Source organism: Rossellomorea orangium (assembly GCF_019334305.1).
GTDB lineage: Bacteria > Bacillota > Bacilli > Bacillales > Bacillaceae_B > Rossellomorea.
The window spans coordinates 336,955-353,870 of sequence record NZ_JAHWGH010000008.1 but is presented as its reverse complement, the minus strand read 5'-3'; the positions used below and the strand labels follow the sequence as shown (position 1 = coordinate 353,870).

15 protein-coding genes are annotated in these 16,916 nt (G+C 42.6%); 3 read left to right on the top strand and 12 right to left on the bottom strand.

All coding sequences use genetic code 11. The features are described from left to right. The first annotated feature begins 431 nt into the window (after positions 1 to 431). Positions 432 to 608, top strand: a complete 177-nt coding sequence (locus KYJ26_RS05305) for a hypothetical protein (RefSeq protein WP_219166288.1) — start codon at positions 432 to 434, stop codon at positions 606 to 608. Positions 609 to 652: 44 nt separating this feature from the next. Here the strand turns inward: KYJ26_RS05305 and KYJ26_RS05300 are convergent, their stop codons facing one another. Both KYJ26_RS05300 and KYJ26_RS05295 read right to left on the bottom strand, forming a co-directional pair. Continuing rightward, the gene (locus KYJ26_RS05300) at positions 653 to 1,159 is read right to left on the bottom strand and encodes a GNAT family N-acetyltransferase (RefSeq protein WP_219166287.1); all 507 of its coding nucleotides are present in this window, start codon (positions 1,157 to 1,159) and stop codon (positions 653 to 655) included. Further along, on the bottom strand, positions 1,149 to 2,069 hold the full coding sequence (locus KYJ26_RS05295; protein ID WP_219166286.1) for a DMT family transporter: 921 nt from the start codon (positions 2,067 to 2,069) through the stop codon (positions 1,149 to 1,151). Before KYJ26_RS05295 ends, KYJ26_RS05300 begins: the two co-directional genes overlap by 11 nt. A 108-nt stretch (positions 2,070 to 2,177) precedes the next feature. On the opposite strand from KYJ26_RS05295, the gene KYJ26_RS05290 reads away from it, so the two are divergent. Beyond that, entirely contained in the window at positions 2,178 to 2,870 is a 693-nt protein-coding gene (locus KYJ26_RS05290) for an MgtC/SapB family protein (protein ID WP_219166285.1), read from the top strand. 124 nt (positions 2,871 to 2,994) lie between these two features. On the opposite strand, the gene KYJ26_RS05285 is transcribed toward KYJ26_RS05290, so the two are convergent. The 8 genes from KYJ26_RS05285 to KYJ26_RS05250 all read right to left on the bottom strand — a co-directional run bounded on the left by KYJ26_RS05285 (position 2,995) and on the right by KYJ26_RS05250 (position 13,225). Continuing rightward, the gene (locus KYJ26_RS05285) at positions 2,995 to 4,863 is read right to left on the bottom strand and encodes a PTS fructose transporter subunit IIABC (RefSeq protein WP_219166284.1); all 1,869 of its coding nucleotides are present in this window, start codon (positions 4,861 to 4,863) and stop codon (positions 2,995 to 2,997) included. A 13-nt stretch (positions 4,864 to 4,876) separates the two neighbouring features. Next, positions 4,877 to 5,788: a 1-phosphofructokinase gene (pfkB, locus tag KYJ26_RS05280; RefSeq protein ID WP_219166283.1), complete on the bottom strand. Its 912-nt coding sequence runs from the start codon at positions 5,786 to 5,788 to the stop codon at positions 4,877 to 4,879. Then, positions 5,785 to 6,537 (bottom strand): DeoR/GlpR family DNA-binding transcription regulator, encoded by a 753-nt coding sequence (locus KYJ26_RS05275; RefSeq protein ID WP_219166282.1) that lies wholly within the window; start codon positions 6,535 to 6,537, stop codon positions 5,785 to 5,787. Before KYJ26_RS05275 ends, pfkB begins: the two co-directional genes overlap by 4 nt. A gap of 356 nt (positions 6,538 to 6,893) precedes the next feature. Further along, positions 6,894 to 8,873, bottom strand: coding sequence for a lipoteichoic acid synthase (gene ltaS, locus KYJ26_RS05270; protein ID WP_219166281.1), 1,980 nt, complete (start codon positions 8,871 to 8,873; stop codon positions 6,894 to 6,896). A gap of 433 nt (positions 8,874 to 9,306) precedes the next feature. Continuing rightward, positions 9,307 to 10,317, bottom strand: coding sequence for an ABC transporter permease (locus KYJ26_RS05265; RefSeq protein ID WP_219166280.1), 1,011 nt, complete (start codon positions 10,315 to 10,317; stop codon positions 9,307 to 9,309). 1 nt (position 10,318) lies between these two features. Then, the gene (locus tag KYJ26_RS05260) at positions 10,319 to 11,194 is read right to left on the bottom strand and encodes an ABC transporter permease subunit (protein ID WP_219166279.1); all 876 of its coding nucleotides are present in this window, start codon (positions 11,192 to 11,194) and stop codon (positions 10,319 to 10,321) included. 136 nt (positions 11,195 to 11,330) lie between these two features. Next, a complete protein-coding gene (locus tag KYJ26_RS05255; protein ID WP_219166278.1) occupies positions 11,331 to 12,152 on the bottom strand; it encodes a Cof-type HAD-IIB family hydrolase in 822 nt (273 codons plus the stop codon). A gap of 122 nt (positions 12,153 to 12,274) precedes the next feature. Next, entirely contained in the window at positions 12,275 to 13,225 is a 951-nt protein-coding gene (locus KYJ26_RS05250) for a carbohydrate kinase family protein (protein WP_219166277.1), read from the bottom strand. Positions 13,226 to 13,358: 133 nt separating this feature from the next. Here KYJ26_RS05250 and KYJ26_RS05245 point away from each other — a divergent pair, with 133 nt between their 5' ends. Then, a complete protein-coding gene (locus KYJ26_RS05245; protein ID WP_219166276.1) occupies positions 13,359 to 14,102 on the top strand; it encodes an SIS domain-containing protein in 744 nt (247 codons plus the stop codon). Positions 14,103 to 14,569: 467 nt separating this feature from the next. On the opposite strand, the gene KYJ26_RS05240 is transcribed toward KYJ26_RS05245, so the two are convergent. Both KYJ26_RS05240 and nagE read right to left on the bottom strand, forming a co-directional pair. Continuing rightward, positions 14,570 to 15,295, bottom strand: coding sequence for a GntR family transcriptional regulator (locus tag KYJ26_RS05240; RefSeq protein WP_219166275.1), 726 nt, complete (start codon positions 15,293 to 15,295; stop codon positions 14,570 to 14,572). A gap of 124 nt (positions 15,296 to 15,419) precedes the next feature. Next, positions 15,420 to 16,799: an N-acetylglucosamine-specific PTS transporter subunit IIBC gene (gene nagE, locus KYJ26_RS05235; RefSeq protein WP_219166274.1), complete on the bottom strand. Its 1,380-nt coding sequence runs from the start codon at positions 16,797 to 16,799 to the stop codon at positions 15,420 to 15,422. Positions 16,800 to 16,916: the final 117 nt, after the last annotated feature.

The following is a 16,916-nucleotide window of genomic DNA, read 5'->3' as shown; positions in this document are numbered from 1 at the left end:
AGGGAGCAAGCTCCCATCAATCCGCTCGACTTGCATGTATTAGGCACGCCGCCAGCGTTCGTCCTGAGCCAGGATCAAACTCTCCGATAAAAGTTTGAGTAGCTCTTTTAAAATAAATCTAGAATTAACGTTGACGTATTGTCTTGTTTTGTTCAGTTTTCAAGGTTCAATGTTCGCCCACTTCTTAAAGAAGCGACTTTATTAATTTAACACATCTTTCACTCTCGCGTCAATAGCTTTTTTTCATTTATTTTTCAAAACGTTATTTGCTGTATCAGCGACGTTTATTAATATAACACGCTGTTAATGCTATTGCAATATATTTTTAAGGAAAACTTTAAAAAATTAATAATGTACTGTGATGTTCTTTAACATGGTTCTTCTTCATATATATAGTAATACTACGCATATCCGAAAGGAGATCCCTCTTCATGCTTCCAAACCTTGCATTATTTCTATCTTACATTATGGCTGTGTATCTATTTGCGTATTCCTATGTACAAGCCCTGATCATCTGTGAGAGCACTGTTCCTGTAAGAGGAATGACTTTTATCATGTCTGTTGTCATGGCATTTGTATTTTCCGGTTTTACATACGTATTTTCATGATTATCCTTATGTATTCATGAAAAAGAGTAAGGAGCCCCGACTCCTTACTCTTTTTCTATTTCATTGAATTTCAGTAATAAACCTTCTTCCTGATGAAATTCTTTTCCTATTTTTAATCTCTCTTCTTTCACCAATATTGGTTTGTATCTGTAATAAAAGTGCTTAGAGGGGTTTTCTTTCAGCACCCATATCCACATGGAGTTGAATCCCTGCTTTTTCAGCTTGCTGATGGCCAGTTCAAATAATTTCTCACCAATCCCTCTGCCTTGATATTCCTTTAAGATATAGATGGCATATAACTCTCCTTCGTATACACCTGAACGCTCTTTCCCGATTGAAACAAAACCGGCGATTTCATTGTCTTCCATCGTACAGACATACGTATCGTGAGCTCCTGAGAGAATTTGCACCCACTTGTCTTCTTTCTCTCCAATGGATAAGGATTGGAGATATTCTTGGGAAACGATTCCTTGATAGGTGGTTCTCCAACTATTAATATGGACGGACGCCAACCCTTTCGCGTCATGCAACTCAGCCTTTCTAAAGTGCATCTGTCTTCACCTCACTGACTTGTTGAACCATCTTCTTAAGTCTCCTTTCTTCTATTAGAAAGAGAGTGACACCAATGATGATCACCATCCCTCCTAACACTTGGGTCATAATCACTTTTTCCCCTAAGAGCCAATAAGCGAGGATGGAAGCACCGATTGGTTCAAATAGGATGGCCATTGATATGGTTGAAGTGCTTAACCATTTTAACGACCAGTTGAACAATGAATGTCCGAGAAGGGTTGGGATAATGGCAAGAAGGACGAAGTATATCCAATCCTCTTTAGGATATGGACCAAGGCTTTCAGAGCGGGTAAGGGCATAAATGAATAGGACGACCGAGCTAATGGCATATACCAGATAAGTATACGTAATAAGGGACAACCGTTTTCTGATTGCCTGGCCGAATAAAAGGTACCCCGTCACGAGGGCACATGCTGCCAATGCTAAAACATCACCCCAAAGGGCACTCCCACTTATTCGAAAATCCCCCCAGCTGATAATGAAGCTGCCAGCCACAGCTAAAATTGCAGACAGTAGAGCTTTTCCTGTCAACTTCTCCTGAAAGAATAGATACGCACCGATGAATGCAAATAATGGCTGTAATGTTACAAGTACAGTGGAACTAGCCACTGAAGTGTATTGTAAAGACTCGAACCAGAGTATAAAGTGAAAAGCCAGAAATACTCCCGCCAGAATCGAAAACATCCAATCCCTTAGAGTAATAAGTTTCAATTCCTTCACATACTTTAAGAAAAATACCGGGGACATTAAAAGAACTGTGAAAAACAGTCGATAAAATGCCAATACGCCTGCCGGTGCACTTGAGACCTTCACTAAAATGGCAGACGTAGAAACGGAGATGACTCCAATAGCAAGTATGAGATATGGGTTAATCTTTGTTTCTGACATGATAGACCTCCTGATCTGTGGTGTTCAATGCTCTTATTTTATAATCAGCCGGGTAAGATTTCTACAGTTTTTTTTCGGGAGAAGGTTTGGAGGACTGGAGGGGGACGGATGGAGCTATTAGATACGACTTTCATGATAAAGCTTGGCGTTTCGGCCATATTAGGATTGATCATCGGCCTTGAGAGAGAATTGAAACGAAAGCCTGTGGGACTGAAGACATCACTGGTTATTTGTATTGTAAGCTGCTTATTGACAATAGTGTCCATGGAATCAGCTTATCTTGCCGATGGTTCTGACAAGGTGAATATTACCATGGACCCTCTTCGTTTGGCAGCACAGATCGTTTCGGGGATCGGATTCTTAGGAGCAGGTGTCATCCTGAGAAAAGGGAACGACAGTATATCTGGATTGACGACAGCCGCCATGATCTGGGGAGCAGCGGGAATTGGGATCGCCGTCGGTGCGGGTTTTTATTTTGAAGCAACTGCCGGGGTCATCCTCTTGATCGTCTCAGTGGAGGTGGTACCAATCATCATTACCTATTTGGGACCCAAACGACTGCGGGAAAAAGAATTATCCTTACGAGCCACCATTACAGAGAAGCGGGAAATCAAATCTATCATTGAAAAGATCAAAGACGAAGAAATCGCCATTGAAAGTATCAGAATCAAAGACTTAAAAAATCAGCAGCATCTGTTGGAGCTAAAGATCATTGTCGACTTCCGAAAAAAGACAGTGGACATTTACTATACAATTTCCGATATTGAAGGAATCAATGATGTGGAAATTGAAAGCCTTTAACTATAGAAAGAAGAACGGGAGGGCATCCACCCTCCCGTTCTTCTTTCGTATAAGTATGTAATGCTACAAAAGTCTAAACATGAAAGAACCAGGTAAACAAATGTTTACCTGGTTCTTTGCGTGTTCATTTAACCGGCTTCTTTAAAAACCCTACCATAAGTGCTGTTATCACGGAGCCAATCAGTACAGCAAGTAGATATAAGAATGGATTCCCCTCGACTACAGGGAAGACAAATAATCCTCCGTGGGGTGCAGGCAGCCCGATCCCAAAGAACATGGTCAAGGCACCGGCTATTGCAGAACCTGTTACAATCGATGGAATCACCCGGAATGGGTCGGCTGCAGCGAATGGAATCGCTCCTTCCGTAATGAAGGAAGCTCCCATAAAGTAAGCGGCAATACCCGCTTTTCGCTCACTATCATTGAATTTCTTCTTGAATACTGTCGTAGCCAAGGCCAATCCTAACGGAGGAACCATCCCTCCTGCCATGATGGCCGCATGGGGAGCAAGATTTCCACCTTCAATCATGGCAATCCCGAAAGTAAATGCCGCTTTATTGATCGGTCCTCCCATATCGACTGCCATCATTCCACCAAGGATCAACCCAAGTAAGATCAGATTTCCTGTTCCGAGACCGTCCAGCCAGTTCTGTATACCGGTATTGACGGCACTTAACGGTTCGACCAGGAATTGAAGCATGATGAACCCAGTAATGAAAATACCGAGTAATGGATAAATCAAGACCGGTTTGATCCCTTCCAGTGCCGGAGGGAATTTATTCGTTAACTTCTTGATTCCAAGCACCACATAACCGGCTAAGAAACCGGCTATGATTCCACCTAAAAATCCGCTTTGCCCTGTTGCTGCAATCAATCCACCAACCATACCAGGGGCAAAGCCGGGCCTGTCAGCAATACTCATGGCGATGAATCCTGCAAGGACAGGAACCATCAGGTAAAAGGCATTGCCTCCCCCGATTGTATTCAAGATAGCGGCAAATTCATTGTATTCCGGAGAATCAGGATTCGCTGACTGTATACCGAATAGGAATGAGATCGCAATCAGGATTCCTCCTCCGACAACAAACGGAAGCATATTGGATACACCATTCATCAGGTGCTTATAGAATCCGGACTTTTGTTTCTTCTCGGATCCCTCATTGGATTCTTTTTCTTGGTTTCCCCCGTTATATAGAGGAGCATCCTGATTCACCGCTTTATTCAATAGTTCTTCAGGACGTCTGATCGCTTCTGCAACCGGTACTTCTATGACGTGCTTTCCTTTGAACCGGTCCATTTCCACTTTCGTGTCGGCTGCGACAATAATAGCTGTAGCGCTTTCAATTTCCTCTGTAGTGAGAATATTCTTTGCACCACCTGAACCATTTGTCTCTACCTTTAGATTTAAGTCCATCGTTTTTGCCTTGGCCTTTAGTGCATCTGCTGCCATATAGGTATGGGCAATACCAGTCGGACAGGCAGTTACTGCAAGAATCATTTCTCCACTGTCTGCCTTTTCAATGGGAGCCTCTTCTTCCTCCCCATCGTGACGGTTAATGATCTCCAGGATTTCTTCTTTCGACTTTGCCTTGAGAAGTGCTTGACGGACATCCATATCCATCAGCATGGATGAGAGTCGGCTTAACGCTTCCAGATGGGTTTGATTCGCCCCTTCTGTTGCTGCAATCATGAAGAAAAGGTGAGCCGGTGCACCATCAAGAGATTCATAGTCTACTCCATCCTCAGATTTACCGAATGCAATGGCCGGTGATTTAACAGCCGATGTCTTCGCATGAGGAATGGCGATCCCTTCCCCGATACCCGTCGTACTCTGTGCTTCACGATTCAATATCGCTTTTTTAAATTCTTTACGATCTTGCAATTTACCACTTTTATCCAAAACGGAGACCAAGTCGTCAATGACACCATCTTTGGTTTGTGAAGATAAATGAAGCTGAATTGTCTCCTCTGTCAGCAATTCAGTGATTCTCATTGTAATTCCCCCTTTATAATTTCGTAATCTGAATTTCTTCAAATAAGCTTTCCACTTTATCCTCTGAACAAAGCCCAATGGAATAAGCGGTCGCTGATCCGGCTGACGTTCCTAGTCGGAAAGATTTTTCAACGTTCCAGCCCCTCGACAGGCCGGCAAGGAATCCTGCAATCGTGGAATCCCCGGCACCTACTGAACTCTTCAATTCTCCTTTTGGTACAGAAGAATAATATACTTCGTCGCCAGTCAGTAAGAGCGCACCTTTTTCAGCCATGGAGACCATGACGTTTTCAACACCGTATCCCTTAAGTTTCTTACCGTAGTGAACCGCCTCTTCAATGGTGCCGATTTCAGTGTCAAACATTTCTCCAAGCTCATGATGATTTGGCTTGATGAGAAATGGCTTCAAGTTAAGAACAGGTTGAATTAAGTTTTTTTCAGCATCGATGACCACTTTCGTCCCCTGCTTTTGACATTGCGCTGCAATCTCCTGATAAAATGTTTTCGGCACTGAACCTGGTATGCTTCCTGCCAGTACTATCATGTCATCCGATGTTAAGGATGATATTTGTTCGAGAAGCTGCCCGATATGTTCCTTGGAAATAGCAGGGCCTCTTCCGTTAATTTCCGTCTCATCGTCCGCTTTCACCTTTACATTGATGCGTGAGGCTTCTTCTATTTCCACAAAATCAGTGCGGATGTCATCCTTGCTTAAGAATTGTTTAATATACTCCCCGGTAAATCCACCTGCAAACCCGAGAGCCACACTACTGACGTTTAATACGTTCAAGACACGTGAGACATTGATTCCCTTCCCCCCCGGAAAGGCACTTTCCATACTACTCCGGTTCAGACCGCCTTTTTGAAAGGAGTCCAGTTCCATAATATAATCCACAGAAGGATTCAGCGTTAATGTATAAATCATGGTGTCACAACCTTTATCGTCGTTTGTTTCATCATCGTTGTGCGATGCTCCTCATCCATTCCGTTTGTGATGATCATCGCTCTATCGAGATCCACGATCTTACTAAAAGCGATCTCTCCAAATTTTGTCCCGTCTGTAAGAAACATGGCTTCCCTTGCTAACTCAATCGCTAAGCGCTTCACCTGTGCCTCTTCCGGGTCAGGTGTTGTAAATCCATATTGCTCATGGACGCCATTCGCCCCCATAAAGGCTTTATCAAATCTGTATTGTCGCAGGGCTTCGATGGCTCCACTTCCAACCATCGCTTTTGTTACCGGCTTAATGCAACCTCCGATCATATAGGTTTTAAAGCCTTTTTGAATTAGAGATTCCCCATGGGTCAATCCATTCGTGACAACAACAATATCAATTTCAGGTAAATGGTCGATGAGGCTCAGCGTCGTTGTTCCAGCGTCCAGATAAATGCAGTCTCCTTCTTCCACCAGCGAGGCCGCGTATTGACCTATTACCTGCTTTTCATGAAAGTTTCTGGATGATTTTTCAGAAACGCTCAATTCCTTCAGCTTTCCTTGAAGCCTGGATGCACCTCCATGAACCCGTTTAAGGAATTTTTCATCCTCCAGCTGAGTTAAGTCCCTGCGAATCGTTGACTCGGAAGCATTAGTGGCGTCCACAATATCCTGGATCTTAATAGCTTCCTTCTCCCTCAACAAATCTAAAATGATTCGATGCCGCTCCTCGGTTAACATGGTATTTCCCCTCTTTCTCCGATTGTTGATATCCTCATTATAATGATAACGTTTGCAAAAATCAATCAAAAATAGTCATTTTCAATCAATATACGTTTAAAAACGGTCATAAGTGATCATCGCATCTTGTGTGTTCGTTCACCTGTTGATACTTGAGGTATATTCAGCAGGTGAATTCTTTGATGTTTTTAACAGGTGAATTGGCTTTATCATTCAGCAGTCTACTTCCTTCGATTTTTCAGCTGCTGATTTTTCACAATTAATCAGCAGCTGAACCTCCAGCCATATTAAGTCCACAACAAAAAAACCAGCCCTCCGCCATCATGGCGTAAAGGGCTGGCTTATGGTTCCCGAAATTACTCGTGAGAGCCTTCCTGATTTGCTTCAGGGTTCTCGGTGCTCTTCGGATTTGGGTTTATATATTGATAATCTGAACGATCAATTTGTTTATAGCCTTCAGGCTTGTAGAAGCGAAGGAGGTCTTCATATACGACCTTGTCTGATAGTTCCAGACGCTTATTAGCTTCTTTCGTCGCATCTTCACATGCGTTGCTTCCTTCTTCAACAGGTTGACCTGTTTCATTATCATAACATACTCCTTTAATTTCAGAGTATTCAGGAGTAATGACGTCACCGTTACGGAACGGAACAATCTGCTTACGTTCTTTAGACAATAAGTCTTGACCGAAGCTGATGTAGTCTTTGTTATTCACCCCAAGAAGGTTGAATAATGTTTCACGGACGTCGACTTGACCACCATATGTGTGGTTGACTTCACCTTCAACTCCAGGAGCGATGATGAATAATGGAACACGTTGAAGCTGGGCATTTTTGAAATCTGTGATTTCTTCGCCAGTTACTTGCTCCATTGCTTTGTTATGATTTTCAGAGATACCATAGTGGTCACCGTAAAGGACGATGACAGTATCCTCATATAAACCACTTTCTTTTAAATCATTAAAGAATTGTTCCAGTGCTGAATCCATATAGTTGGCCGTTTGGAAATAACGGTTCACTACTCCATCTCCAAATTGACCTGGTTCGAAGTCCGTATCATTTTCATGACGGTCGAACGGGAAGTGATTGGAAAGAGAAATGAATTTTGTATAGAACGGCTCTGGTAATTTCTCAAGCATAGGCATGGACTCTTCGAAGAACGGTTTATCCTTTAATCCATACGGAAGCTGTTCTTCAGGTTTACTCATATCATAATATGTTGCATCGTAAAACTCATCATATCCCATCGTACGATACATTTCAGAACGGTTCCAGAATGTCTTATAGTTTCCGTGGAACGCCGCTGAAGTATATCCTTCACCTTTTAAGATCCCAGGCGCTGATTGCAATGTGTTGTTGGCGTTCGTCATGTATACGGCACCCTGAGGTAATCCGAATAATCCATTTTCCATGATGAACTCAGCATCTGATGTTTTCCCCTGGCCCGTCTGGTGGAAGAAGTTATCGAAGTAGATCGCATCTTCTTTTTCCACTAACGAGTTAAGGAAAGGCGTTACCTCTTGACCATTGATTTCTTTACCAATGACAAAGTTCTGAAGGGATTCCATCGAAACATAAATGACGTTTTTCCCTTTCGCTTTACCGAAGTATTCAGGGTTCGGTTCCACTTTGTTTGCTTTTACATAGTTTTCTACTTCTGAAACCTCATTGCTGTCTGCAAGGGCACGCTTTGCAGACGTCTTGGAGTTCTGGATGACATCATAAATCGTAAAGTTGTGAGTACCAAGATACTTCACAAGATAGTTACGGTCAAAGCTTCGTGTCAACAGTTCTGGACGGTCGATTTCCGCAAGGCCAAGGTTCAGCAAGAACACAAGGACTGCCGATGTCATAACCGCAAATACAGAACGGAAACGCAGCTTTTCCTGTGGCTTTACTTTCTTCAGGACCATCAGTCCGATGATAATGAACAGGTCAGAGAAATACAGGATGTCGACAGGATTTATAAGTTCAAGAGCACTTCCGCCAAGTCCGTTATTGGTCTTTGCCTGAAGTAGTACCGGTACCGTAATAAAGTCATTAAAGAAACGGTAGTACACAACGTTCGCATACAGGACAAAGGACATTAACAAGTTAATGACGATGAATGCAATATACCGTCCCCTGCCTTTCCAGAATAATGCGATGGCAAAGAATAAAAGTGCTGAACTTAACGGGTTTAGAAATAAAAGAAAATGCTGAAGCGCATTTTGTATTCCCAGGTTAAATTCGGCTAAATATACTGCATATGTCTTAATCCAAAATAATACTACGACTGTAAAGAAGAACGATAACTTCCCAGTGCGCATATCTTCAAATTGTCTTTTAAAGAAGTTCATACTTCATCACCTTTTTACTTTTGTATTTAAGTTAGAGCATCTATGAATGTAAATTCATTAAGAAAATGTTTAGCCAATGTAAATTCATTTGAATCAACAACGAGTATTATAACAAAAATTAATTTCATGTGTATAACAATTTGCGGTAAATGTAACAAAAATATTTCATGGGGATTCGACAAAGCCTGCCGATAACCACGCAGATGCCTTATTCAGAAAGGATTATCAGGAAAATGGAAAATTGAACAATAAGTGAACTCCCCAACTATTCCCATTTCCGGGGCAAAAAATGAAAACGCTGTAAATGAAATCGTATGTTTTGTTTACTCAGTGTAAACATATTCCCCATATCCATTTACATGAAACATCTAAAGTGAATGAAGTTTTTACCAATGTCCCAAGCTCCACTCATCCATTATTATGCTCCATTCTTTCACATATTCATCTTCTGAAAATCAGACTTGTCCAATTGTCTCACCTTCTCTTCCTTCACCGGGCGATAAGCTGCTTTGAACTTCTCCCTGTAATGGGACCGCCCGCTCGTTGTCTGTACATACCCTTCAATCATGAGGGAAACGGATAGCATAGTCGCTGAAAAAAACAGGATCGGTGTCAGGGGGATCCACGGTGCCCCCTGAAGGTACCGGAAGGAATCGCCTATCAGACCGGACCATTCATACGTGATCGATCTTGGTGGATCGGGTACCAATTGATAGTCCACGTCGGTACCGCCAAGGAACAACGTGAGTAATCCCAGATGAATAAAGATGATGAGTGTCTGCATGAATTGCTGCCCTAATAATAAGACGAGCTTCTCTTTCATAGAGGGCAGGATATGTTTGAAAATGATTCTCCATCTTCCGGCACCGAGTGTTTTGGCGCTCATAATGAATTCCTGCTTATACAATAAAGACACTTCATTTCCGAGAAGCGCAGAGAGAATCGGGACGATGAGCAGGGTCAGTATGAGAATTTCAATGACAAAACGCTCCACGATGGAAGTGGAAAAGCCGTCAAACGGCTCCCACAGGACGGGGAACAGCAGGAAATAAGCAAGAATCGTCAATGGAATGTAATGAAAGGAATCGATCCAGCCGTTAATGTATTTTTTATATCTCATCAGGTATGTTCCCAGTATCAAACCTAACGGAATGGCCAGGAATACCCGTAAAAAGGCAATGACAAATGCCGTAAGCATCGTATACTTTGCACCGATGATGATTTTGCCGAACATATCCAGTCCCTGGGCATCGGTCCCGAATGGGAATAGCCACTTAGGAGAAATCGGGGAAGACTCAACGACAGATCCTTCTACAGAAATAAAGTAAAGCCTGCGGACCTCGTTGCCCCATAGCATGGAATAAACGATGCTGGACACGATCATTACGGCAATGAAAGTAAATCCAATAAGAAAGAACGGATTCCTCCAGATACTTTTCTTCATACTAAATCTCCTCCCCTTTATTAGCTTTTTTCGAGAGTACCACTTCTCCCACCGAATAAAATATAAAAAGGGGAATGAAGATCGAAAGGATGGCGATCGTAAACATTTTGGGCTGCAGCGTCGATTTCAGGAATCGGGTGATCCCGGCAATATTAAACAGCAGCTCCAGAACGAATAAGTTCGACAGCATAAACCATACCGTTTTCTTCGATTGAAAAAAGACAGAAATGATGGCATTTCTTAATATATGGAAGGTTAAAATCGGGAGTTTCCCCAATCCGATTGATTGAGCCAGCGTCACATAGTCTTTTCTTTCCTCACTTTCAAATGAAAGAATTGAAACCCTGAATAACTGAACCGTCGGTAATATTGCCAATACCAGGATAGGAAGAAGATAGATCTTCTCCGTCGCGACAGACGCAATTTCAAAAAACAAGATTCCTGTCTGCTTGTACAGTGCCAGGATGAAAAGCTGGGAAAGTAAGATCACCAGCACATCCGGGATCGATTCAAAAAGGTAAAAGAAGAACTTGATCCGGTTTCTGTTCTTTTCTGAAAATAACATGGTGAGGATCGTGAGGGAAATGCTCAAGAAGCTTGCAAGAAGAAATGCGGAAAATAACACGATCAGCGAATAGATAATCGGTTCCCACAAATACGGGAATAAATCTCTTTCCTTTTGTCCACCGATCACCATATATGTCAAATCCCCTGTATGAAAAAGGGCATAAACAATTTCCTTTACGGATTGCCAATATTCCCTTACTCTCAGCTCACGTTCACCTAACCCTGAGAGAAGGACCGGGAATCCCCCGATAAAAATGATCCCCATTACGGACAATAGGAATTTAAGCAATATACCTCCGATAACCTTCAATAGCCTGTCCTCCACTTTAATGTTTCTATTAATAGTATCATAGAAAGAACACTTTTATACATTTTTTTCCTTTTATTCTTTGACAAACAAAAAAATGACCGGAATCCCCTCAAGGACTCCGGTCAATGGCTAATCATCAAACTTTGGATAATTCATTCAGAACAAATTTTTCAACGACTTCCGCTACGCCATCTTCCATATTCGAAGATGAGACGTAGTCCGCCTTCTCTTTAATATCCTGCGGTGCATTTCCCATTGCGACCCCGAGACCGGCAAATTCAATCATCGACAGGTCGTTATAGCTGTCCCCAATGGCAATCACTTCTTCTGGATGAATCCCCATAGGCTTGATCAGGTAGTCCAGGCTTGCTCCTTTTGTCACACCAAGTTGAGTGAATTCAAGGAAGAACGGCTTCGATCGCATTACACTTAGCTCACCGTCAAGTTCGGTTTGAAGTTTTTTCTCCACATCGACCAAGCGATCCGCTTCTTTTAACATAAGAGCTTTAACGACCGGCCCTGTGATGGCTTCCTTGAAATCAGGAACGACCTTCACCGGCAGTCCTGTAAGTTCACTTTCTATAGAAGCAAATTGATTTGTTTCTTCTACTATAATGGCGTCTTCTGCATAAGTCAGAATACCTACATTTTCTCGTTTACTTAAATCATATAAGCGGTGAACCGTCTCAGTTGAAAGTGTCCGGCTGTATTTCTCTTCGTTTGTCTTGCAATCTATGATTTTCGATCCATTAAAGGAAAGGATATAGCTTCCGTATTGATTCAGTTTTAATTCTTCCGCTACCCACCGCATTCCATAAGTAGGACGGCCAGATGCCAGGACCACCTTCACCCCTGCTTCCTGGGCTTGAAACAAAGCATCCTTTGTTCGCTCTGAAATCGTTTGGTCATCTCTCAATAATGTATCATCTAAATCCAGTACTATCATTTTATAGGTCATGATGAAAAATCCTTTCATGAAATCCGTTTTATATTATCTTACTATAACATCTATTGAATCGTTTGAAAAAAGAAATAGGCTGCCCCATGCGGCAGCCTATTTCTGGTTTGCATATGTATCGTCTATTTTTCTAAATGACTCTTTACTTCCTCCAGAGAAGGTAACGCCGTCATGGCTCCTTTGGTTGAGGCTGCAAGCGCTCCGGATACGGCAGCAAACCGGGCCATGCGTGCGGCTTCTTCTAATGAAATTGATTCAATATTCCCTTTGTAGTCATTGATGGAATAAAGAATACCGGATACAAATGCATCCCCGGCACCCGTCGTATCAACGGCTTGTACTTTCATGGCAGGTACATACTGACGCGCCCCCCCTACGTACACATAGCTTCCTTCTGACCCCATCGTGATGATCATTAAAGGAATATTGTAAGCATTGCTTAGATTCGACACCCCTGCTTCAATCTCTTTTTCACCAGTAATGAATTGGAGTTCATCATCAGAGATTTTCAAAACATCTACTTCATTCAGCATGTTTTTAATCGTTTCCAGAGCATACTTCTCTGAATCCCATAATCCCAATCGGATATTTGGATCATAGGATATGATTAAACCATTCTCTTTCGCTACTTTCACTGCATGTTGTGTCGCTTCCTTTGCGGGTGAGCTGATCAAGGAGATGGAACCGAAGTGCAGGATTTTATGGGTGATGAGATCCCCTTCGTCAATATCATCAACTTCGAGGAAGCGGTCGGCACTCGGATCGATATAAAAGTCAAAGCTTCGTTCTCCCTCTTTTCCATTCGTTACAAATACCACACCGGTACGTACATCTGAAGTCATGAGGAGTTGATTCGGTCTTACTCCATAAACGGTAAGGGTCTCCTTCAGGTATTCTCCTAATAAATCCTTACCTACTTTCCCTAAAAATGTGGATCTTGCACCCAATCGAGCCAGCCCGACAGCCACATTGGCAGGCGCTCCACCTGGACTTTTTTGATAGGTTGCACTCTGTTCATCCAATGGGATAAAGTCTATCAGGGCTTCTCCAAGTGAGATTATTCCTTGTTTCATATTCATTTCCTCCCTGTTACATATTGATTTACTTCTAACTATAGCAAATCCTTACCAGTCAGGCAGGTATAAGGTGTGAAAATGTTCATGATCAGTATGTTATGCTGAAAGAAAACAGGAAAGCGGGAAAATCATGATTTCTACTTACTTTGAAAAAATACAGGAAAAGCTGCAGATTGTACAAACAGAGGAAGCTGATAAATTAGCCATACTCGCCCAAAAAATTTCTTCTTGCATTCAACACGACGGCATTATCCATCTCTTCGGGTGCGGTCACTCACACATCCTATCTGAAGAAGTTTTCTACAGAGCAGGTGGACTCGTTCCAATCAACCCCATTCTGATAGAGCCACTTATGCTTCATGAAGGAGCCGTACGATCTTCTCAGTTAGAAAAATCCAGGGAATACGCGGGTACATTCGTGGAAAGACAGGACATTCAGACCCACGATGTAGTAATCGTCATCTCTACTTCAGGGAAGAATCCGGTTCCCCTCGATGTTGCTCTTCATGCGAAGCAAAAAGGTGCTTATGTTGTATCCATCAGTTCGTTTGACTACGTTGAAAATGAAACATCCAGACATGAGAGCGGAAAATTTTTGAGTCAAGTAACAGATCTGGCCATTAATAACCACTCTGTTGTAGGAGATGCTATTCTGAATGATGAACGGGTGGCAGTTCCATTCTCCCCTTCATCGACCGTCGTCGGAGCTGCGATTTTGAATAGTGTCATGGCCGGCGCCATCGGAAACATGGCGGAAGAAGGATTTGAGCCCCCGATCTTCAAGAGCGGAAATGTAAACGGTGCAGAGGATCATAACGAACGGTTGATTGAAAAGTACCGCAGGAGAATTCCTCTGTTAACCAAAGGACTATAAAGAGGCATTTTGTATTGATTGTTCTAATCTGGTCTGCACTTATCGCTTGGAAGATCAAATCAGGTTAAGCATCAGAGCTATAAATAGCCGGAAAAATTCCGTTTCATTAGTATTTAATAGTTAAAAAAGCTGAAATAGACGGATATTTTCCGCCTATTGATCCCAATGCATACAGTACAGGGTGATTTTTCTTTGCATAAGCGGAAAATCTCCGCTTATAAACCTTTAAACAACTTTCATTTTGAATATAACCGGAAACTCTCCGCTTATTTCACTATTGCTGATACTGCTATTACGGAGATACTCTTTATTAAAAGATTACGATGAAATAAGGGTTTTGTATTCCTACTAAAGAAACTCCCCAATATACTTAGGGGAGTTCTACTTTTTATATATCCAAAATGAACAATCACTTCGACACAATAAAAAGAACAGGAGCCCTTTCATTGAAGGCTCCTGCTCTTTTTTCACAGTCTGTCCAAATTGATTTTAAACTTATATTTATCTGCACGATAAACGGATCGCACTAATTCAAAAGGTGTACCGTCTTCGAGGAATGAGTCCCGTTGAATGAAAAGGACTGGTTCCCCGCTCTTTACCTTCAGATGCTTCGTATCGGCATCCGACACAGTCGCCGCTTCCACTGATTGGGTGGCGTGGCTGATGTGAAGATTCAGTTCGCTTTCGATGTAATGATACAGTGATTTTCCCAGTACTTCCTGATTCAAGCCAGGAAGGAGCCTCACCGGTATATAACTCGTTTCCAGAGCCATCGGTTCCCCATTGGCAAGGCGGATACGCTTCATTGTATACACAAGTTCATCTTCCTCTAATGAAAGAAGTTCCCGGATATCATCTTCGGCGGGAGAAATCTCGAAGTGCAATAATTTATTCCCAGGTTCAAGCCCCCGACTCTTCATATCTTCACTGAAGCTTGTCAATCCTTGCAGGCTTTGTTCAATCTTCCGATGGGAGACGAATGTACCCCTACCTTTTTCTCTATATAAAACATTTTTATTTACAAGATTGGTAATTGCCTGTCTCACGGTCATCCTGCTGATTTTAAACGATTCAGCAAGCTCTCTCTCAGACGGCAGAGCATCACCTGGCTTAAGCTCTTCAGACTGTATTAATTGTTTAAGATGTTCTTCTAACTGATAATACAAAGGAAGAGGAGAATTTTTATTAACCACGAACTGTTCTCCTTTCGATATAACGGATGTATGTTCTATTTTATTATATTCACACTGTTTATAACAGGCAATTATCCGATGTCTATAGAAAAAGTCCGACGGGGTTTCACCCGGCTCTCTTCATTTAGTGTAATTTCCTCATCTCGTCTGCGACAAATTCTACATCCGTTCCGACGATGACCTGAAGGTTTTTGTCATTCACCTTCATCACACCTTTTGCTCCGTGAGCCTTTAATGCCTTTTCATCTACCAGCGTGACATCATTGATCTGCAAGCGTAAACGTGTGGCACAGTTATCGATTGCTGCCAGGTTTTCTTTGCCGCCAAGATCTTGGAGAAAATGGGAAGCCATTGTTTCGTATTTACTATTTCCTCTTGAATGATCTGAGACAACCTCTTCTGCATCATCTTCACGACCAGGAGTCTTCAAATCGAACTTTCTGATTAAGAACGTGAACAATAGGAAGTAGATGATTCCGTATAGAATCCCGACTCCTAATAATAGCCAAGGTTTTTGACCGATACTGAAATTGAGGATGAAGTCAAAGGCACCTGCTGAGAAACCGAAGCCATGATGAATGCCAAGAACGTAGGTAATGACCATGGAACTCGCCGTCAGGACCGCATGAATTCCGTAAAGGACAGGTGATAAGAACATGAAGCTGAATTCAATCGGCTCAGTGATCCCTGTTAAGAAGGAAGTGACGGCGAGTCCGATTAACATACCCGCTACGTTGGCACGCATATGTTTTTTTGCTGTCACGATCATGGCAAGACAAGCTGCAGGAAGACCGAACATCATGATTGGGAAGAATCCCGTCTGAAACGTTCCTGCTGTTGGATCTCCTGCAAAGAATCGAGGAATATCCCCCTTCACAACTTCCCCTGCCGCATCTTTGAATGTCCCGAATTCAAACCAAACAAGTGTATTCAATACATGGTGCAATCCAACCGGAATGAGAAGGCGGTTCAATAGTCCAAACACACCGACTCCCGTCGCCCCGGCCCCGATGATCCATTCACCGATGGAATTGATCCCGCTCTGAATCGGCGGCCAGACAACCCCGAATATACCTGCGAGGATAACCATGGACGCAGCCGTCACGATCGGAACGAAGCGTCTTCCTCCAAAGAAGCCGAGCCAAGACGGAAGTTTAATATCATTGAAGCGGTTATATAGTAACCCCGCAACGACACCTGAAATGATCCCGCCGAATATCGCCATATTGGCATCAGGGTCCAGAGCCTTCAATCCACCCGTTAACACGAGATAACCGATGGCACCAGCTAACCCGGCTGTACCATTTCCATCTTTCGAAAACCCGATGGCCACCCCGATGGCAAAGATTAAAGCTAAATTTTTAAATATGGCATCTCCTGCTTCAGACATGAACGCGATTCCCAGTAGATCATCCTGACCCAGGCGCAGCAATAAGGCAGCTGCCGGAAGGACCGCGATGGGAAGCATGAGTGATTTACCGATTCGTTGTAAAAAACCTAACATACTATTCTCTCCTTTAGTTTCAATTGAAAGCGCTTAGGCAGAATCATATCATTAATAAGGAATAGATGTCTATACCAATTTTATGAATAAAGTCTCTCTTTCATAAGTATATTATCG